This is a genomic window from Cobetia sp. Ld8 (assembly GCF_045066615.1).
In the GTDB taxonomy this organism is placed as follows: domain Bacteria; phylum Pseudomonadota; class Gammaproteobacteria; order Pseudomonadales; family Halomonadaceae; genus Cobetia; species Cobetia amphilecti.
The window spans coordinates 106256-120764 of record NZ_JBISHF010000009.1; the positions used below are offsets into that span (position 1 = coordinate 106256).

Annotated in this window: 13 protein-coding genes and 1 pseudogene; 9 read left to right on the plus strand and 5 right to left on the minus strand. The window is 61.5% G+C overall.

The genetic code is table 11. The features are described from left to right. Nucleotides 1-43: 43 nt before the first annotated feature. The gene (locus ACJJV2_RS16665; protein WP_052384900.1) at nt 44-877 is read right to left on the minus strand and encodes a thiazole synthase; all 834 of its coding nucleotides are present in this window, start codon (nt 875-877) and stop codon (nt 44-46) included. 79 nt (nt 878-956) lie between these two features. Then, nucleotides 957-1157, minus strand: a complete 201-nt coding sequence (thiS, locus tag ACJJV2_RS16670; protein WP_043336981.1) for a sulfur carrier protein ThiS — start codon at nt 1155-1157, stop codon at nt 957-959. Between the two features lie 99 nt (nt 1158-1256). On the opposite strand from thiS, the gene ACJJV2_RS16675 reads away from it, so the two are divergent. Beyond that, nucleotides 1257-1676: a DUF423 domain-containing protein gene (locus ACJJV2_RS16675; RefSeq protein ID WP_043336980.1), complete on the plus strand. Its 420-nt coding sequence runs from the start codon at nt 1257-1259 to the stop codon at nt 1674-1676. Between the two features lie 38 nt (nt 1677-1714). Here ACJJV2_RS16675 and ACJJV2_RS16680 read toward each other — a convergent pair whose 3' ends face one another. Beyond that, the gene (locus ACJJV2_RS16680) at nt 1715-2131 is read right to left on the minus strand and encodes a PaaI family thioesterase (protein ID WP_043336979.1); all 417 of its coding nucleotides are present in this window, start codon (nt 2129-2131) and stop codon (nt 1715-1717) included. A gap of 197 nt (nt 2132-2328) precedes the next feature. Then, nucleotides 2329-4509, minus strand: a complete 2181-nt coding sequence (locus tag ACJJV2_RS16685; RefSeq protein WP_405282313.1) for a malate synthase G — start codon at nt 4507-4509, stop codon at nt 2329-2331. 408 nt (nt 4510-4917) lie between these two features. Between ACJJV2_RS16685 and ACJJV2_RS16690 the strand changes: the two genes are divergently transcribed. The 4 genes from ACJJV2_RS16690 (at nt 4918) to ACJJV2_RS16705 (ending at nt 8794) form a co-directional block, all read left to right on the plus strand. Next, nucleotides 4918-5910: an alpha/beta hydrolase gene (locus tag ACJJV2_RS16690; RefSeq protein WP_404325657.1), complete on the plus strand. Its 993-nt coding sequence runs from the start codon at nt 4918-4920 to the stop codon at nt 5908-5910. Beyond that, nucleotides 5907-6434: a hypothetical protein gene (locus ACJJV2_RS16695; protein WP_279838831.1), complete on the plus strand. Its 528-nt coding sequence runs from the start codon at nt 5907-5909 to the stop codon at nt 6432-6434. Before ACJJV2_RS16690 ends, ACJJV2_RS16695 begins: the two co-directional genes overlap by 4 nt. 98 nt (nt 6435-6532) lie before the next feature. Next, nucleotides 6533-7684, plus strand: coding sequence for a histidinol-phosphate transaminase (locus ACJJV2_RS16700; protein ID WP_213114154.1), 1152 nt, complete (start codon nt 6533-6535; stop codon nt 7682-7684). A gap of 24 nt (nt 7685-7708) precedes the next feature. Next, complete coding sequence (locus tag ACJJV2_RS16705) at nt 7709-8794, plus strand: DUF4105 domain-containing protein (protein WP_405282314.1); 1086 nt, start codon at nt 7709-7711, stop codon at nt 8792-8794. 34 nt (nt 8795-8828) lie between these two features. On the opposite strand, the pseudogene ACJJV2_RS16710 reads toward ACJJV2_RS16705, so the two are convergent. Next, nucleotides 8829-9530, minus strand: a pseudogene (locus ACJJV2_RS16710) (ATP-binding protein); the annotation flags it as partial. 189 nt (nt 9531-9719) lie between these two features. Between ACJJV2_RS16710 and ACJJV2_RS16715 the strand changes: the two are divergent. Genes ACJJV2_RS16715 through ACJJV2_RS16730 form a run of 4 tightly spaced genes read left to right on the plus strand, consistent with a single transcriptional unit; the run spans nt 9720 to nt 14242 of the window. Beyond that, nucleotides 9720-10352, plus strand: coding sequence for a TnsA endonuclease N-terminal domain-containing protein (locus ACJJV2_RS16715; RefSeq protein ID WP_225347472.1), 633 nt, complete (start codon nt 9720-9722; stop codon nt 10350-10352). Then, complete coding sequence (locus ACJJV2_RS16720; protein WP_175088988.1) at nt 10345-12273, plus strand: Mu transposase C-terminal domain-containing protein; 1929 nt, start codon at nt 10345-10347, stop codon at nt 12271-12273. The genes ACJJV2_RS16715 and ACJJV2_RS16720 overlap by 8 nt, the downstream gene beginning before the upstream one ends. Continuing rightward, nucleotides 12270-13154: a TniB family NTP-binding protein gene (locus ACJJV2_RS16725; protein ID WP_175088987.1), complete on the plus strand. Its 885-nt coding sequence runs from the start codon at nt 12270-12272 to the stop codon at nt 13152-13154. The genes ACJJV2_RS16720 and ACJJV2_RS16725 overlap by 4 nt, the downstream gene beginning before the upstream one ends. After that, nucleotides 13154-14242, plus strand: a complete 1089-nt coding sequence (locus tag ACJJV2_RS16730) for a TniQ family protein (RefSeq protein ID WP_175088986.1) — start codon at nt 13154-13156, stop codon at nt 14240-14242. The genes ACJJV2_RS16725 and ACJJV2_RS16730 overlap by 1 nt, the downstream gene beginning before the upstream one ends. Nucleotides 14243-14509: the final 267 nt, after the last annotated feature.

Below are 14509 nucleotides of genomic sequence, written 5' to 3' on the forward strand. Positions count from 1 at the left end.
TGCATGAACGATGCGCGAGCATCGGATTCGAATGTTTCAGGGCTCAGCCGGTGATCAGGCCAGCGCCCGGTGAAGAAGCACGTGCCGTCAGGCGAGTCGGCATGCGGCCGGCCAGGAAGGCACCACGGCCGGAAATCACGGCCTGACGCATGGCATCTGCCATCAACAGCGGCTGGCGCGCGTGGGCGATGGCACTGTTCATCAGCACGCCATCACAGCCCAGCTCCATGGCGAAGGCGGCTTCTGACGCCGTACCCAGACCGGCATCGACCAGCACCGGCACATTGGCGCGCTCGATGATCAGCGATAGGGTGTGCGGGTTGAGAATGCCGAGGCCGGAGCCGATCAGCGAGCCCAGCGGCATGATGGCGCAGCAGCCGATTTCCTCGAGCTGGCGCGCGACGATGGGGTCGTCGGAGGTATACACCATCACGTCGAAGCCATCGGCGACCAGCTCTTCAGCGGCCTTGAGCGTCTCGACAATATTGGGATACAGCGTGTCCTGATCGCCCAGCACTTCCAGCTTGACCAGGTTGTGGCCATCCAGCAGTTCACGGGCCAGCTTGCAGGTACGCACCGCGTCACGCGCGTTGTAGCAGCCGGCGGTGTTGGGCAGGAAGGTATAGCGATCCGGTGACAGCACGTCGAGCAGGTTCGGCTCGTCAGCATTCTGACCCAGATTGGTACGGCGGACCGCAAAGGTGACCACTTCCGCGCCGGACGTCTCGATGGCGGAGCGTGTCTCGTCCATGTCCTTGTACTTGCCGGTACCGACCAGCAGGCGCGAGGAGAACTCGCGGCCGGCGACGATCAACGGGCTGTCGCCGGCGACCTGGGTGACGGGGTTGTTCAATGTCGGGGCAGAACTGTCTGTCATGATGACCTCATCGAGCTGGACGTGAACGCGCTGAGCGCGAGCGAGTAGTGAAAAGTGTCAATCCTGGAAACAGGACGGATCAGCCACCACCGATGGCATGGACGATCTCGATGCGGTCACCGGCATGCAGACGGGTGTCGGCGTGCGCGCTACGTGGCACGATGTCTTCATTGCGTTCCACTGCCAGTCGGCGGCCCTGGAGACCGAGACTCTCGACCAGGGCGGCAATCGTCGTGTCGTCCGTCACCACGTGGTCTTCACCGTTGAGCTGTATCTGCATGCTGTCCTCCCGCGAAAAGAGGCCGCTATTGTAGCGGCTTTACGTGGACAGGCGTAGGCACATCGTGCCGCGCCACCTGCCCTCAAGGAATTATTGTCTATGCGTCACAACGACTCCCACTCCCGCCACTGGTGGCTGGCCATGGGATTGGCCGGCATGTCCACCGTCGCGCTGGGAGCCTTCGCCAGTCATGGTCTGCGCGGCACCCTGAGCGCGGACATGCTGCGCGTGTTCGAGACCGGCGTCCGCTATCAGATGTGGCACGTGCTGGCGGCGGTCGGGGTACTCGCCTGGCGCTCGGTGCAGCCGCTGCGCGGCCAGATGCTGACGCTGGGTCTGTGGGCCGCCGGCATCCTGATGTTCTCGGGGTCGCTGTATGCGCTGGCGACCACGGCGCGTACCCAGCTGGGCATCATCACACCCATCGGCGGCCTGCTGCTGATCGCCGGCTGGCTGAGCCTGGCCGTCACCGGCTGGCGTCAGCGCGGCAGCGAAGAGAAGGACATCAACAAGCTGTAGCGGACTGGCCCAAGGCGTTGCCCACGACCGCCCCGGGGTCAGTCATCGCTGTCCGGCAAGGTATAGGTCGCGGTCACGATGGCGACCGGGTCGGTGTCACCGTGGCTGAAAAGCTCGATCTCGCCGACGGCCAGCCGCCGACCCAGCTTGCGGATACGCGCGGTGGCCATCAGGTCGCGGTCGCCGCGCGCGCGACGCAGGAAGTGGATGCTGAGGTCACTGGTGACGGCCATCGGCTCCGGGCCGATCTCGCCGAGAATCGCGACATACAGGCAGACATCCGCCAGCGCCATCATCGTCGGCCCGGACACACAGCTGCCGGGACGCAGGTGCTCATCCTCGATGGCCAACCCCATGGTCGCCCAGCGATCGCCGACGGCCTCGATGGTACCCAGACGCTGGGGGAAGACTTCATCGAGGAAATCCTCGATGGCGGCGGCGCTCATCACGGGCATGACATTCTCCTCGACACACTGGGTCCGATCGCGCGGTTACGCGGTTTCTGGGGCAAGGCTAGCGGCAAATGCGGTCTCGGGAAACATGCGCCTGGCAAAATAGTGGCCGGGCAATTCCTGCTCGGCGACAGACGACAACGGCGACCCAGGGTCGCCGTTGTCGTGTTCAGTGTTTCCTGCCGTCAGCCGCCCTGCGATCAGCGCGCCTGCTGCTTTTTCTCGAGACGACGGCGATGCAGGACCGGCTCGGTGTAGCCGCTCGGCTGCACACGCCCCTGGAAGACCAGCTCGCAGGCGGCCTGGAAGGCGATGGAGCCCTCGAGGTCATCCGTCATCGCCTGATAGCTGGGGTCCGCGGCATTCTGACGGTCCACCACGCCGGCCATGCGCTCCAGCGTGTCCTGCACCTGGGCGCTGTCGACGATGCCGTGATGCAGCCAGTTGGCGATGTGCTGGCTGGAGATACGCAGCGTGGCGCGGTCTTCCATCAGGCCGACATCGTGGATGTCCGGTACCTTGGAGCAGCCGGTGCCGTGATCGATCCAGCGCACCACATAGCCGAGAATCCCCTGGGCATTGTTGTCCAGCTCGGCCTGGATCTCCTCGGCACTCCACTGGGGGTCGAGCTCCAGCGGAATGGTCAGCAGGTCATCGAGGCTGGCACGCGGACGGCTGAGCAGATCATGCTGCACGTCCTTCACCGAGACCTGGTGATAGTGCAGCGCATGCAGCACCGCGGCGGTCGGTGACGGCACCCAGGCGGTGTTGGCACCGGCGCGCGGGTGGCCGATCTTCTGCTCGAGCATCGCGGCCATCAGGTCGGGCATGGCCCACATGCCCTTGCCGATCTGGGCGCGGCCCCGCAGGCCACATTCCAGGCCGACATCCACGTTCCATTTCTCGTAGGCCTGAATCCAGGCGGCGCCCTTCATGTCGCCCTTGCGCAGCATCGGGCCGGCTTCCATCGAGGTGTGCATCTCGTCACCGGTGCGGTCCAGGAAGCCGGTGTTGATGAAGGCCACGCGTGAGCTGGCGGCCGCGATGCAGGCCTTGAGGTTGACGGTGGTGCGGCGCTCCTCATCCATGATGCCCATCTTGAGCGTGGAGTCCGGCAGCCCCAGCAGCTGCTCGACCCGCGCGAACAGCTCATCGGCGAAGGCGACTTCCTCGGGGCCATGCATCTTGGGCTTGACGATGTAGACGGAGCCGGTGCGCGAGTTGCAGATGCCGCTGCGGTCCTGCTTGTCGCCCTTGAGGTCGTGCAGCGCGATCAGGCTGGTGAAGATGGCATCCATGATGCCTTCCGGCGCTTCGCTGCCATCCTCGAGCAGGATGGCAGGGTTGGTCATCAGATGACCGACGTTGCGAATCAGCATCAGCGAGCGACCATGCAGCACGCGCGTGGTGCCATCGGCACCGGTGTATTCGCGGTCAGCATTCAGCTTGCGCGTCATGCTGCGGCCATTCTTCTCCAGCGTCTCGGTCAGGTCGCCCTTCATCAGGCCCAGCCAGTTGCGATAGACCGTCACCTTGTCTTCGGCATCGACGGCGGCCACCGAGTCCTCGCAGTCCATGATGGTGGAGAGCGCGGCCTCCATGATCAGGTCACTGACATTGGCGGGATCGGTCTTGCCGATGGGGTGCTCGGCATCGATCACAAGCTCGGCGTGCAGGCCGTTGTGGGCGAAGATGATCGCGCTCGGCGCGCTTTCATCGCCGCGATAACCGAGGAAGCGTTCCGGCGACTTGAGGCTGAGGTCACGTCCTCCGGCACGCACCAGCAGATGACCATCACGAATCGTGTAGCCTTCGCTGTCGTGGTGACTGCCACCGGCCAGCGGCGCGATGGTATCCAGCACCTGGCGCGCATAGGCGACGACCTTGGCGCCGCGCGCCGGGTTGTAGTCCTTGCCACGCTCGGCGCCATCTTCCTCGCTGATCGCGTCGGTGCCGTAGAGCGCATCATAGAGGGAGCCCCAGCGCGCGTTGGCGGCATTCAGGGCGTAGCGGGCATTCATCACCGGCACCACCAGCTGCGGGCCGGCCTGCTGGCAGATCTCGCTATCCACGAAGGCGGTGCTGGCTTCGACCGTATTCGGCTCCGGCAGCAGATAGCCGATCCTGTGCAGAAACGCCTTGTAGGCCTCGAGGTCTACCTTGCCCGGATGCTCGCGGTGCCAGGCGTCGATCTCGCTCTGCAGCTGCTCGCGGGTCGCCAGCAGTTCGCGGTTGCGCGGTGCCAGTTCGTGCAGCAGTGAATCGACACCCGCCCAGAAGGTCTCCGGCGCGATCCCTGTGCCCGGCAGCGCTTCCTGCTCGATGAAGCGGTGCAGACTGGCGTCGATGGCCAGGCGCTGAAGTTGAATACGGTCGGTCATGCGTTTGCTCTCCCTGAAAACGAATCGCTGGAAACCCTCAACGGCTGACAACACTGCAAGCAGTGGTGTTCAAAAGGATTTTCGCCAGACGGCACTCACTGGCGCGACTGCTGACGCGACTGCTGATGCGCGACTGCCAGACAAGCGTGAGCCATCGAGACGCCGGGCAGGAAAACGCTGTCACCTGCCGGGCGGGGACGAATCCCATCACCATACCCGATGGCGAGGCCGGCGAAAGGACTGCTATGACCAATGAACAAGCTCATGGAGCCCGATTACCCGCCCAGCGTTGATTCCGCGTCGCTGTTGTTGCTCGGCGACAGGCGGGCAAAACAGTGAAGAAACACTGTTCTTTGTGTAGCTCGCAGCCGCGCCAGCCGCTAGCATGGCAGCATTATGGAGATGACCATGCCCGATTTCAGTGAACTGCTCGACCACGGCCCCTTTATCCGCCTGCCTGACATGCTGCCGGGCCAGACGTCCAGTCCACTGGAGCGTTACCTGGGCCATTATGGTCTCGATGCGCTGCGCAGCGAGGACATCGCCGTGCATGCCGGCCACCTGGAGGCCGGGGGCTTTCGCCTGTGGGCCCAGCTGTGGACACCGCGCAAGCCGCGCGGCACCGTCTTCGTGGTCCACGGCTACTTCGATCACCTCGCCCTCTATCGCCATCTGCTGGCGCACCTGCTGCGCAACGGCTGGCAGGTTGCCTTGTGGGACCTGCCGGGCCATGGCCTGTCATCCGGCGAGCCCGCCTCCATCGATGACTTCGGCGACTATGTCGGCTGCCTGCAGGCCTTCCAGGATTACCTGGAAGAGCACAGCCTGGCGCCGCACCCGTGGTTCGGCATCGGCCAGAGCACCGGCGGCTCGGTGCTGGCCACCGATGCCCTGATGCGCGGCGATGAATCGCGCTGGCAGGGAATCGCCCTGCTCGCACCGCTGGTGCGGCCGTGGGGCTGGTCGCAGTCACGCTGGCTGCACAGCATGGCGCGCCCCTTCATCGATTCCATTCCGCGCAAGTACCGCGCGAATACCAATGATGTGGCCTTCTACGAGTTTCTCAGCACCAATGATCCGCTGCAGGCCGATCGCCTTGCGGTGAAGTGGGTGACGGCGATGCGGGAGTGGATTCCCCGTCTGCGCGCCCTCCCCCCCTGCTCACTGCCGACCCTGATCCTGCAGGGCGAGCAGGACACCACCGTCGATTGGCAGTGGAATCTCGGCGTGTTGGCGAGCAAGTTCCCCAATGCGCGCATCTACCGCCATCCCGAGGCCCAGCACCACCTGGTCAATGAAGCCGAGCCGATTCGTCAGGAGCTGTTTGCCGAGCTGGACGCCTTCCTCGATGCCCTGTCGCAGCGCCCGTCAGACCTGCCGCAGCAGGGGCGCACGGCATGATGGCCATGCATCGCCTGCGCATGCTGGCCGCGACCCTGCTACTCTCCACGCTGGCGGGCTGCATGAGCCTGGACCAGGTGCCGCGTGCCGAACGCGACCCCATCTATGGTCTCGGCCAGAGCGCGGCGCGTCTGATCGCCGAGCAGCCCTGGACACCCCCGCTCGAGCAACAGGTATTGCTGCTCGCGCCGCCCGAGGTGGATGCCACGCTGCAGGCCAACCCGGGCGCGCTGAACGAGGCGCTGACCCGCGCACTGCTGGCGCTCAAGAACGGGCCTCAGGTGCTCAACTGGAGCACTGACCGCCCCGCCGTCGACAGCCGCCAGTGGCGTCTCGAGACCACTCTCGAGGCCAGCGGCGCCGCACTGACCCTGTCAGACCGCACGCTGCAGCCGTACCAGCTGCAGCTGACGCTGGTCCGCAGCGCCAGTGCCGAGCGCAATGAGACGCGCACCTTCACCCTGAGCGGCGCCTTCGACCAGGCGGCCCTCGAGTCGCTGGCGCGCAATCACCCCGCGCCCTGAGCTCCAGGTCTTGAGCCCAGAGTCTTGCGCCCAGCTGCGCCGAGGTCCCCGCCACCTCTGATACACCCTTTACCGTTTTCTGCTTTTCCGGAGCCAACATGACCACCGCCAGTCCCCGTCGCTTTCTTGCCCACCTCTATCAGGATGGGCCGCATAACCCGTTCCCCGGCATCAAGGCGCTGGAACGCAGACTGGGACACGCGCTGCCGTATCAGTATGGCTCCAACGAAGGGCTCGACATGCCCCACCACACGCTGGGCGGCGCGCTGGGCACTGCCCTGGCCGACCTGAGCCGCAGCTATGCCGACGCCGATGCATGGCAACTGCGCCAGCAACTGGCTGAGCGCCTGGGAGTCGCGTACGAGAACCTGCTGGTCGACGCCGGTGCCGACAGCCTGCTGGCACTGGTGATGCGCGCCACCGTCTGTGCGGGGGAGCGCGTGATCACCAGCGCCGGCACCTATCCGACCCTGGCGTACTTCGCCCGCGGGCTGGGTGCCGAGGTCATCGAGGTGCCCTACAGCGAGAGCTTCGCCACGGCCGATGACGCCTCATCGTCGCGACTGGCACCGGACCTCGCGGCGCTGCTCGCCGCGGCAAGGCAGCATGATGCCCGCGTCGTCTATCTCGCCAACCCCGATAACCCCAGCGGCCACCTGCATTCTGACGCCGATGTGCGCGCCCTGCGCGACGCCCTGCCGGAGAACTGCAGCCTGCTGCTGGACGAGGCCTATCACGACTTCCGCCCGGACGCCGCCCACGCCGACCATGCGCCGATGGCACGCACCTTCCGCCTGCGTACCTTCTCCAAGGCCTATGGGCTGGCGGGCCTGCGTCTCGGCTTCATGATCGCCGAGCCTGACGATGTCGCCATGCTGACCAAGGTGCGGATTCACTTCGCGGTCAGCGCCCCGGCAATGGCGGCAGGTGAGCTGCTGCTGGCGCACCCTGAAGAGGCGGCAGCGCACGTCGCCGGTGTGATCGACTGTCGCGATCGTCTCGCCGAGCACCTGCGCTCGCTGGGCGCGGAAGTGCTGCCCAGCGCGACCAACTTCCTCTGCGTGCGCCTCAAGAGCGCCGAACTGGCAGCACAGGTGCAGCAGCAATTGATGGCTCAAGGCGTGCTGATCACTCGCTCTCCGCATCCTTCGCTTGGCCACATCCTGCGCATCTCGACACTCGAAGACAGTCTGGTGCCGGGCCGTCTCGCGCGTCTCGAGCAAGCCATCGCCGAAGAGCGCCGTTCATGAACGATTTATCGTGAGGGCCTCGCGATGACTCTGGTCAGCCTCGCGGCCCGCGCCTTGAGCAGCCTCGCCGTGGTGGGCGCGAGCCTCTGGCTGGTGCCCGCACTGTGGTTCCGCCTGCCGGGGCCGGAAGGGCTGCGCACCACCGTGGCTGCTCTCGCAGCGGTGCTGGGGCTCGTGTGCGTGATTGCCCTGTGGTGGCCGCAGGCCAGCGCGATTCGCTGGCGGCTGATGGGCAGCTACCTGATGCTGCTGGTCGCAAGTCTTGCCTGGTGGGCCAGCATCACGCCACAGGCCGACCGCGACTGGGCACCGGAGGTGGCGCATCTGGTCGAGGGGCAGGTGGTCACGCCAGCACGGGACGAGGCATCGCCGGCAAGCGCCAGGGCCGAGGCTGCCACGCAGGGTGAAGTGCTGCATCTCGAGCAGGTACGCAACTTCGTGTGGCACAGCGCCGAGGATTACACGCCGCGCTGGGAAAGCCGCGACTATCCGCTGGAGGAGCTGACCTCGGTGGACCTGCTGACCAGTCACTGGATGGGGCCGCAGATCGCCCACACACTGGTCAGCTTCGGCTTTGCCGATGGCCGCTATCTGGCCTTCTCGGTAGAGATCCGCAAGGAGCGCACCGAGCAGTTCTCGACCCTCGGCGGCATGTTCAAGCAGTACGAACTGGCGGTGATCGCCGCCGACGAACGCGACATCATCCGCGTGCGCAGCAACATGCGCGGCGAACAGGTACACCTCTATCGGGTGCAGATGCCGCGCGAGATGATCCGCGAGCTGTTGCTGGCCTACGTCGACGAAGCCGAGACATTGCGCACTCAGCCACGCTTCTACAACACTGCCACCAGCAACTGCACCACCCTCGTCTACGCGATGATGACGCGCCTGACCGACGGCCTGCCGCTGGACTACCGTCTGCTGCTCTCCGGCTATCTGCCGGAATATGTCGCGGACCAGGACGCCCTGAGTGACGCTGCGCCCTTCGCGGAACTCAAGGCCAGCAGCCTGATCAATCCCGCCGCCATCGCCGCCGACGAGCATCCGGACGGCGACTTCTCACGCCTGATTCGTACAGGCATTCCCGGCGCGGACAGACCTTCCTACTGAGCCCGTGCAGCGCTGACATCCTGATCCGCCGGCATCAGGCGCTGCGCTGCTGGGCACCGGTGCCCGGGCGAGCCGGGTCCCTGCCCATCATGCGGTCCAGCTGGCGATAGCCGATGGCCTCCATCAGCTGCGGCCGCTGCACGCCGTCCTGGTCGATCAGATCACTCAGTGTCAGCGCGACACGCAGCACCCGGTGATAGGCGCGCGCCGAGAGATTGAGGCGTGACAGCACGCCGGCCAGCCACTGGCGCTCGCCGTCTTCCAGCTGACAGGCGGCTTCCAGCGCGTGGGTATCCAGATGGGCATTCAGGCCGCCGCGTGCCAATTGGCGCGCGCGAGCGGCCAGCACTCGTTCGCGCACGCCGGCCGAGGCCTCGCCGGGGGTGGCGGATGTCAGCTCCTCGGCGGGCAGGCCCGGCACCTCGACCTGCAGGTCGATGCGGTCCAGCAACGGGCCGGACAGACGTGCCTGATAGCGCTGGATCTGCGCTGGGGTGCAGCTGCAATTGCGGCGGCTGTCGCCAAGATAGCCGCAGGGGCAGGGGTTCATCGCTGCGACCAGCTGGAAGCGCGCCGGGAAACGGCGTTGATGGCTGGCGCGTGAGATCAGGATACGGCCACTTTCCAGCGGCTCGCGCATCACTTCCAGCACGCCACGGTCGAACTCCGCCAGCTCATCCAGAAACAGCACGCCATGATGCGCCAGCGACACCTCGCCCGGGCGCGGCTTGGAGCCACTGTCATTTTCAGCAATTGATGCGACCCTCAGCGCGTAATATCGGGCTATTATGGTAGTCTGTACAGGATTGAGTGCGACAGAATTAATAGCAATTGATGCGACAGGCCTTGTTTTATTCAACATTTGGTGCGACTGCCCATGCCACTGCCTACATCCGTTCGTAAAATCGGCCCTACGCGACGAAGTGTGTCTGGCTACTATGCCTTTCGCGGGGAGGAGTCTATTGCGTTCGAGTCGACGCTCGAACGTGATTTCCTCATCAAGGCTGACTTTGATGTGAGCGTCCTTGGTGTGATTTCCCAGCCGTGCGAGATCCCGTTTCATCATCCCGTGACCGGTAGGCGCTACACCTACACACCTGACTATTTGGTGTATTACCGTCTCGGTAACCGTCATTACAGGGATTACCCAAAACCTCTCCTGGTGGAGGTCAAACCACGGGAAAAGTGGCAAGCACATTGGCGTGAATGGTCGCCTAAATGGAAGGCGGCGATACGGCATGCCAACAACGAGGGCTGGGCGTTTCGCATTCATGATGAAAGCCGCATTCGTGATAAGACCTTGGACAACATTACCTTCCTAGCGCGCTATAAGCGGATGGTGTTTCCTTCTGTCGAAAGCCAGGCAGTCCTCAACACCGTGAGGGAGATGGGGGTGGCGACTTTGGATTACCTGCTGTCTCGGCACTTCATGGGCGATATTTATCGGGCAGAGGGGATTGCGCATTTATGGCATCTGCTGGCGACCCGACAGCTAGATTGCGATATGGCTCAATCTTTCAGTCCTCTATCAGAGGTGTGGGTACCCGATTATGAATAATCATCGTGGCAACACAACTGAGCCCAATAGCGGCGTCGCTCAAACACGCCAACACTTGCAGATCATGGTGGGTGAGCAGGTTCAGAAAGATGGCACCGTTTACCGAATTTCCCAGGTGCTTGATTTTGAGACAGTCATTGGCATTGCCGTTGAGTCCGGGCGTAGTTGCCCGCTTCGCATCAAAGAACTAGCGCCTCTCAATAGCGGGTCTGTGCTCCCTGATCAGGATATATCCGAGATTGGGGATGCCGATTGGCAAGAGGCCGAGCATCGCTTTTCGATCATTAAGCCCTTGGTGGATCGCCGTACGGTGGGGCGGGATGCAGCGGAGGAGCGTGCGAAACAAACGGGGGTTGATACGGCTACGATTTACCGTTGGTTAAAGCGGTATAAAGCGACGGGCTCGGTGCTCGCATTGATTCCTCAAAAGCCAGGGTGGAAGAAGGGAAAGTCGCGTATTCCCGCGCATGCCGAGGCAGTGATTCAGGAAGTCATCAAAGAGGTGTATTTGACGCTGCAGCGTCCGTCCGCACAAAAGGCGGTACAGGAAGTGATGCGGCGTTGCCATGAACGGCGCATCGACCCGCCGAGCCCTGGTACCGTTCGTGCTCGTCTGCGTGATATCCCAGAGCGTGACCGGTTGCGTGGCCATGGTTTTAGAGACAAAGCCATTAACAAGTTCCAGCCAGCAGCCGGGAAGTTTCCCAATGCTGACTATCCGCTAGCGGTCATGCAGATTGACCACACGCCTGCCGATATTATTTTGGTCGATGACGTGTATCGCAAGCCGATTGGTCGCCCATGGATTACGTTGGCCATGGACGTGTTTACCCGTGTGGTCACGGGGTATTACTTGTCGTTTGACCCGCCCTCTGAAACATCTGTCGGCATGTGTGTGGCGCACTCCATGCTTCCTAAAGATGAGTGGTTGCTACTGCATAATGTGGAGGCTGAGTGGCCGGTATGGGGCACACCCGCCACGATTCATGTCGATAACGGCCCAGATTTTCGCTCAGAGACGTTTCGGCGCTCATGCCTAGCCTATGGGATCAACCTTGAGTTTCGGCCTGTTAAGCAGCCTCGTTATGGTGGCCATATTGAGCGGGTGCTGGGCTCTATTCTCAAAGAAATCCATAACCTGCCTGGGACGACCTTCTCCTCCATTAAAGAGAAAGAGGGGTACGATCCAGAGAAGCACGCGGCCATGACGAAAAGCGAGTTTGAAGAGTGGCTGGTGACGTTGATTTGTAAGGTTTACCACCAGCGTCTTCATTCTGGAATTGGTATGTCACCGGTGCGGAAATGGGAAATCGGTGTGTTTGGCAATGCTGACGTGCAGGGAGTTGGCTTAGCGCCACGGCCTGCTGATAGACTTTCTGTATTGCTCGATTTTTTGCCCAGCTTTCAGCGCACGATCCAGACCTTTGGTGTGACCATCGATGGCATGAACTATTACGATGAGGCGCTAAGGCCATGGATCAATGCCAAAGATCCAGATACGCCAAGCAAGAAACGCACCTTTGTGTTTCGGCGTGACCCTCGTGACATTAGCGTCGTTTGGTTCAAAGACCCGGAGCTCGGGCACTATTTTCGCGTGCCCTTTGCAAATCTCGCCCTCCCCTCGATGAGTGTTTGGGAGCATGCCCAGGCCAAAGCGCGCCTTCGCCAGGAAGGCAGGAGTTCGGTCAATGAGTCTGAAATCCTACGCGCTATTAGTGAACTGCGAACTCATGTGGAGGAGTCGCAAGCACGTACCAAGCGAAGTCGCCGTCAGGCACAACGACGTAAAGAGCATGAGAAGAAGGTGACGCCTGCAGATCCCCTTTTACATGCGCCCTCAACCGCGGCCCCCCAAGAGTCACCCACTCAGGAAGATGGTCTCTTATCGGGTGATATCGATGTGAACTGGGACATATCATGAGCACACACCTTCATCCTGATCTTCGTCATGTCTTGGGGCTGTCCGCTAGAGAGCGAATGGAGTTTATGGATCAACCGCGATGGTTGGGGTATCCATTGGCCAATCGTGTCATTGAGGTCATGCGTGGGCTGATGGAGAAGCCTAGTCGTCCTCGTATGCCTAACCTCTTGCTCGTGGGTGACTCCAACAACGGAAAGACAACCATCGTTCAACGGTTTCGTAAACAGTACGGTGAGGGCTACGTGAATGAAGACGTAGAACCGGTGAAACCAGTGATCGTCACTCAAGCCCCACCGAGTGCCGATGAGAAAAGTCTGTATATCGCAGTGTTAGAGAGCTTTTGGGCTCCCTATCGGCCTTCAGACCCGGTACCTAAGCTGCGCTACCAAGTGATTCATCAACTGCGGGCTTGCCATACCCGCTTGTTGATCATTGATGAGTTCCACTCACTGTTAACCGGTGGTGCCGTCAAGCAGCGCGAAACGATGAATGCCATTAAGCTCCTATGCAATGAGTTAATGATTCCCATCGTTGGTGTGGGTACGCAGGATGCTGTGCGTGTACTGCATTCAGATCCGCAGCATGCGAGTCGCTTTGATGTGGTTGCATTACCGAAGTGGGAGCTCAATCAGGAGTTTCAGAAGCTGCTCGCTGGCTTTGAGAAGATATTACCGCTCAAACATCCTTCCCAACTGCATGAGCCACAATTGGCGACCCAGCTTCACGCGATCTCTGGCGGCAATTTTGGCGACCTGCACCGGCTGCTGATTGAGTGTGCCAATGCCGCTATTTTGTCCGGGGCTGAACGTATCGATGAGAAAATTATTCAGAGTAAATCATGGGTGCGACCTACCCGTGGCATTAGGGAGGTGATGCTGTAATGCCTTGGGCGCTGAGTGTGCCTCTGTTGCCTGAAGAGTCGCTTTCTTCATGGCTGGTACGGGCGGCGTTGAGACAGGGGTGTGATCCTTTGTCGCTCACCGGGGCTATCTGGCCAACATGGCGTATATGGACAAGGGATATTGATAGGGAAATTCCCCTCGTAAGAATGCGCCCATTAGTCAATGCATCGGGGATATCGTCCGCTGAGTTTCAGAAAGCTGGGATGCGGGACGATTGTGAGAAAGTGGCCGGTTACTCATTACCGGAAACGCGGACTTGGCCCTGGTTGTTAGCCCTTGGTAGCCGAAATCGAACTCGCCATGGAGGACAACAGATTTGTGCATTGTGTTTGGCAGAGGACTCAGCCCCCTACTTGCGCCGACACTGGCGATTCGCTTGGCACACTGGGTGCCGCTTTCATGGGGTGCAACTGATAGATGAGTGCCCGGTATGCAAGGCCCCTATAGAGCCTCATCGCCTGTCAGCAGAAGATCAACATTTAGCTCAGTGCAGCCGGTGTTATAACGATTTTAGAAAGGCGGTATGCACGTCGCCTTTACCAGAAGCGTTCAGTTTCCAAGTGATGGCTGATCGTGCTTTAACAAGAAGCAACGTGACGTTTAGGGAGGCCCCTATCGCACCCGCCGATTGGTTTTCTATGGTGACTTTCTTTGTTGGCGTTGTTCGGCGTGCAAGTCGGCGGCCTGCGTCACCCCTCGCAGATGCGCTTCTAACATTGGGCATTTCGATTACGGATAGCCGAATGCCTGTGTCTGGGTTGGCGTTTGAGCTTCTGCCTGTCAACGAGCGTTGTGCTTTATTAGCGGCGGTGGAGCGTTTGCTAAGTATAGGCCTTGAAGAAACGTTTAGCGCTCTGGTCGCTTGTAATGTCAAAACGAGTGCGCTTCATGATTCCCGAAAGTCACCCCCCGTTATATTGTTGCCGTTGTTATCACGGTTATCTCATCACCCTCATGGGCCGCATCGCCGCCGTGCTCTACCGGCTCATCGCCCCATGTCGGAACGCGCAGTGAGAGCCTCATGGGCGCGTTTAAAACGGAGAATGAAAGCGGAGCCAACCTCTTGAAGCAACACAAAACGGTAGACTGCGATGAGTGTGGTCGAGAAGTCTCCAAATTGTGGCGACGCCATAAGGGGCATGGTTACTGCTCAACTTGCTATGCTCGTGAGTTTAAGCAGCGGATGTGCCCACGATGTGGTGAGTTAGCTCGTTTGCCTAAGAATGACCCAGACGCCGTCTGTCGTCAGTGCGAAGTCGACAAACCGTGTGCACGATGTGGAAAAGCCAGTTCAGACTACAACATCGGCAAGGTCACTCCCTACGGCCCTGTCT

Excerpts from the sequence above, each read along its gene's own strand:
- ACJJV2_RS16665 (WP_052384900.1), bottom strand. The coding sequence starts at position 877 with ATGACAGACAGTTCTGCCCCGACATTGAACAACCCCGTCACCCAGGTC.
- thiS (WP_043336981.1), bottom strand. The coding sequence starts at position 1,157 with ATGCAGATACAGCTCAACGGTGAAGACCACGTGGTGACGGACGACACG.
- ACJJV2_RS16675 (WP_043336980.1), top strand. The coding sequence starts at position 1,257 with ATGCGTCACAACGACTCCCACTCCCGCCACTGGTGGCTGGCCATGGGA.
- ACJJV2_RS16680 (WP_043336979.1), bottom strand. The coding sequence starts at position 2,131 with ATGCCCGTGATGAGCGCCGCCGCCATCGAGGATTTCCTCGATGAAGTC.
- ACJJV2_RS16685 (WP_405282313.1), bottom strand. The coding sequence starts at position 4,509 with ATGACCGACCGTATTCAACTTCAGCGCCTGGCCATCGACGCCAGTCTG.
- ACJJV2_RS16690 (WP_404325657.1), top strand. The coding sequence starts at position 4,918 with ATGCCCGATTTCAGTGAACTGCTCGACCACGGCCCCTTTATCCGCCTG.
- ACJJV2_RS16695 (WP_279838831.1), top strand. The coding sequence starts at position 5,907 with ATGATGGCCATGCATCGCCTGCGCATGCTGGCCGCGACCCTGCTACTC.
- ACJJV2_RS16700 (WP_213114154.1), top strand. The coding sequence starts at position 6,533 with ATGACCACCGCCAGTCCCCGTCGCTTTCTTGCCCACCTCTATCAGGAT.
- ACJJV2_RS16705 (WP_405282314.1), top strand. The coding sequence starts at position 7,709 with ATGACTCTGGTCAGCCTCGCGGCCCGCGCCTTGAGCAGCCTCGCCGTG.
- ACJJV2_RS16720 (WP_175088988.1), top strand. The coding sequence starts at position 10,345 with ATGAATAATCATCGTGGCAACACAACTGAGCCCAATAGCGGCGTCGCT.
- ACJJV2_RS16725 (WP_175088987.1), top strand. The coding sequence starts at position 12,270 with ATGAGCACACACCTTCATCCTGATCTTCGTCATGTCTTGGGGCTGTCC.
- ACJJV2_RS16730 (WP_175088986.1), top strand. The coding sequence starts at position 13,154 with ATGCCTTGGGCGCTGAGTGTGCCTCTGTTGCCTGAAGAGTCGCTTTCT.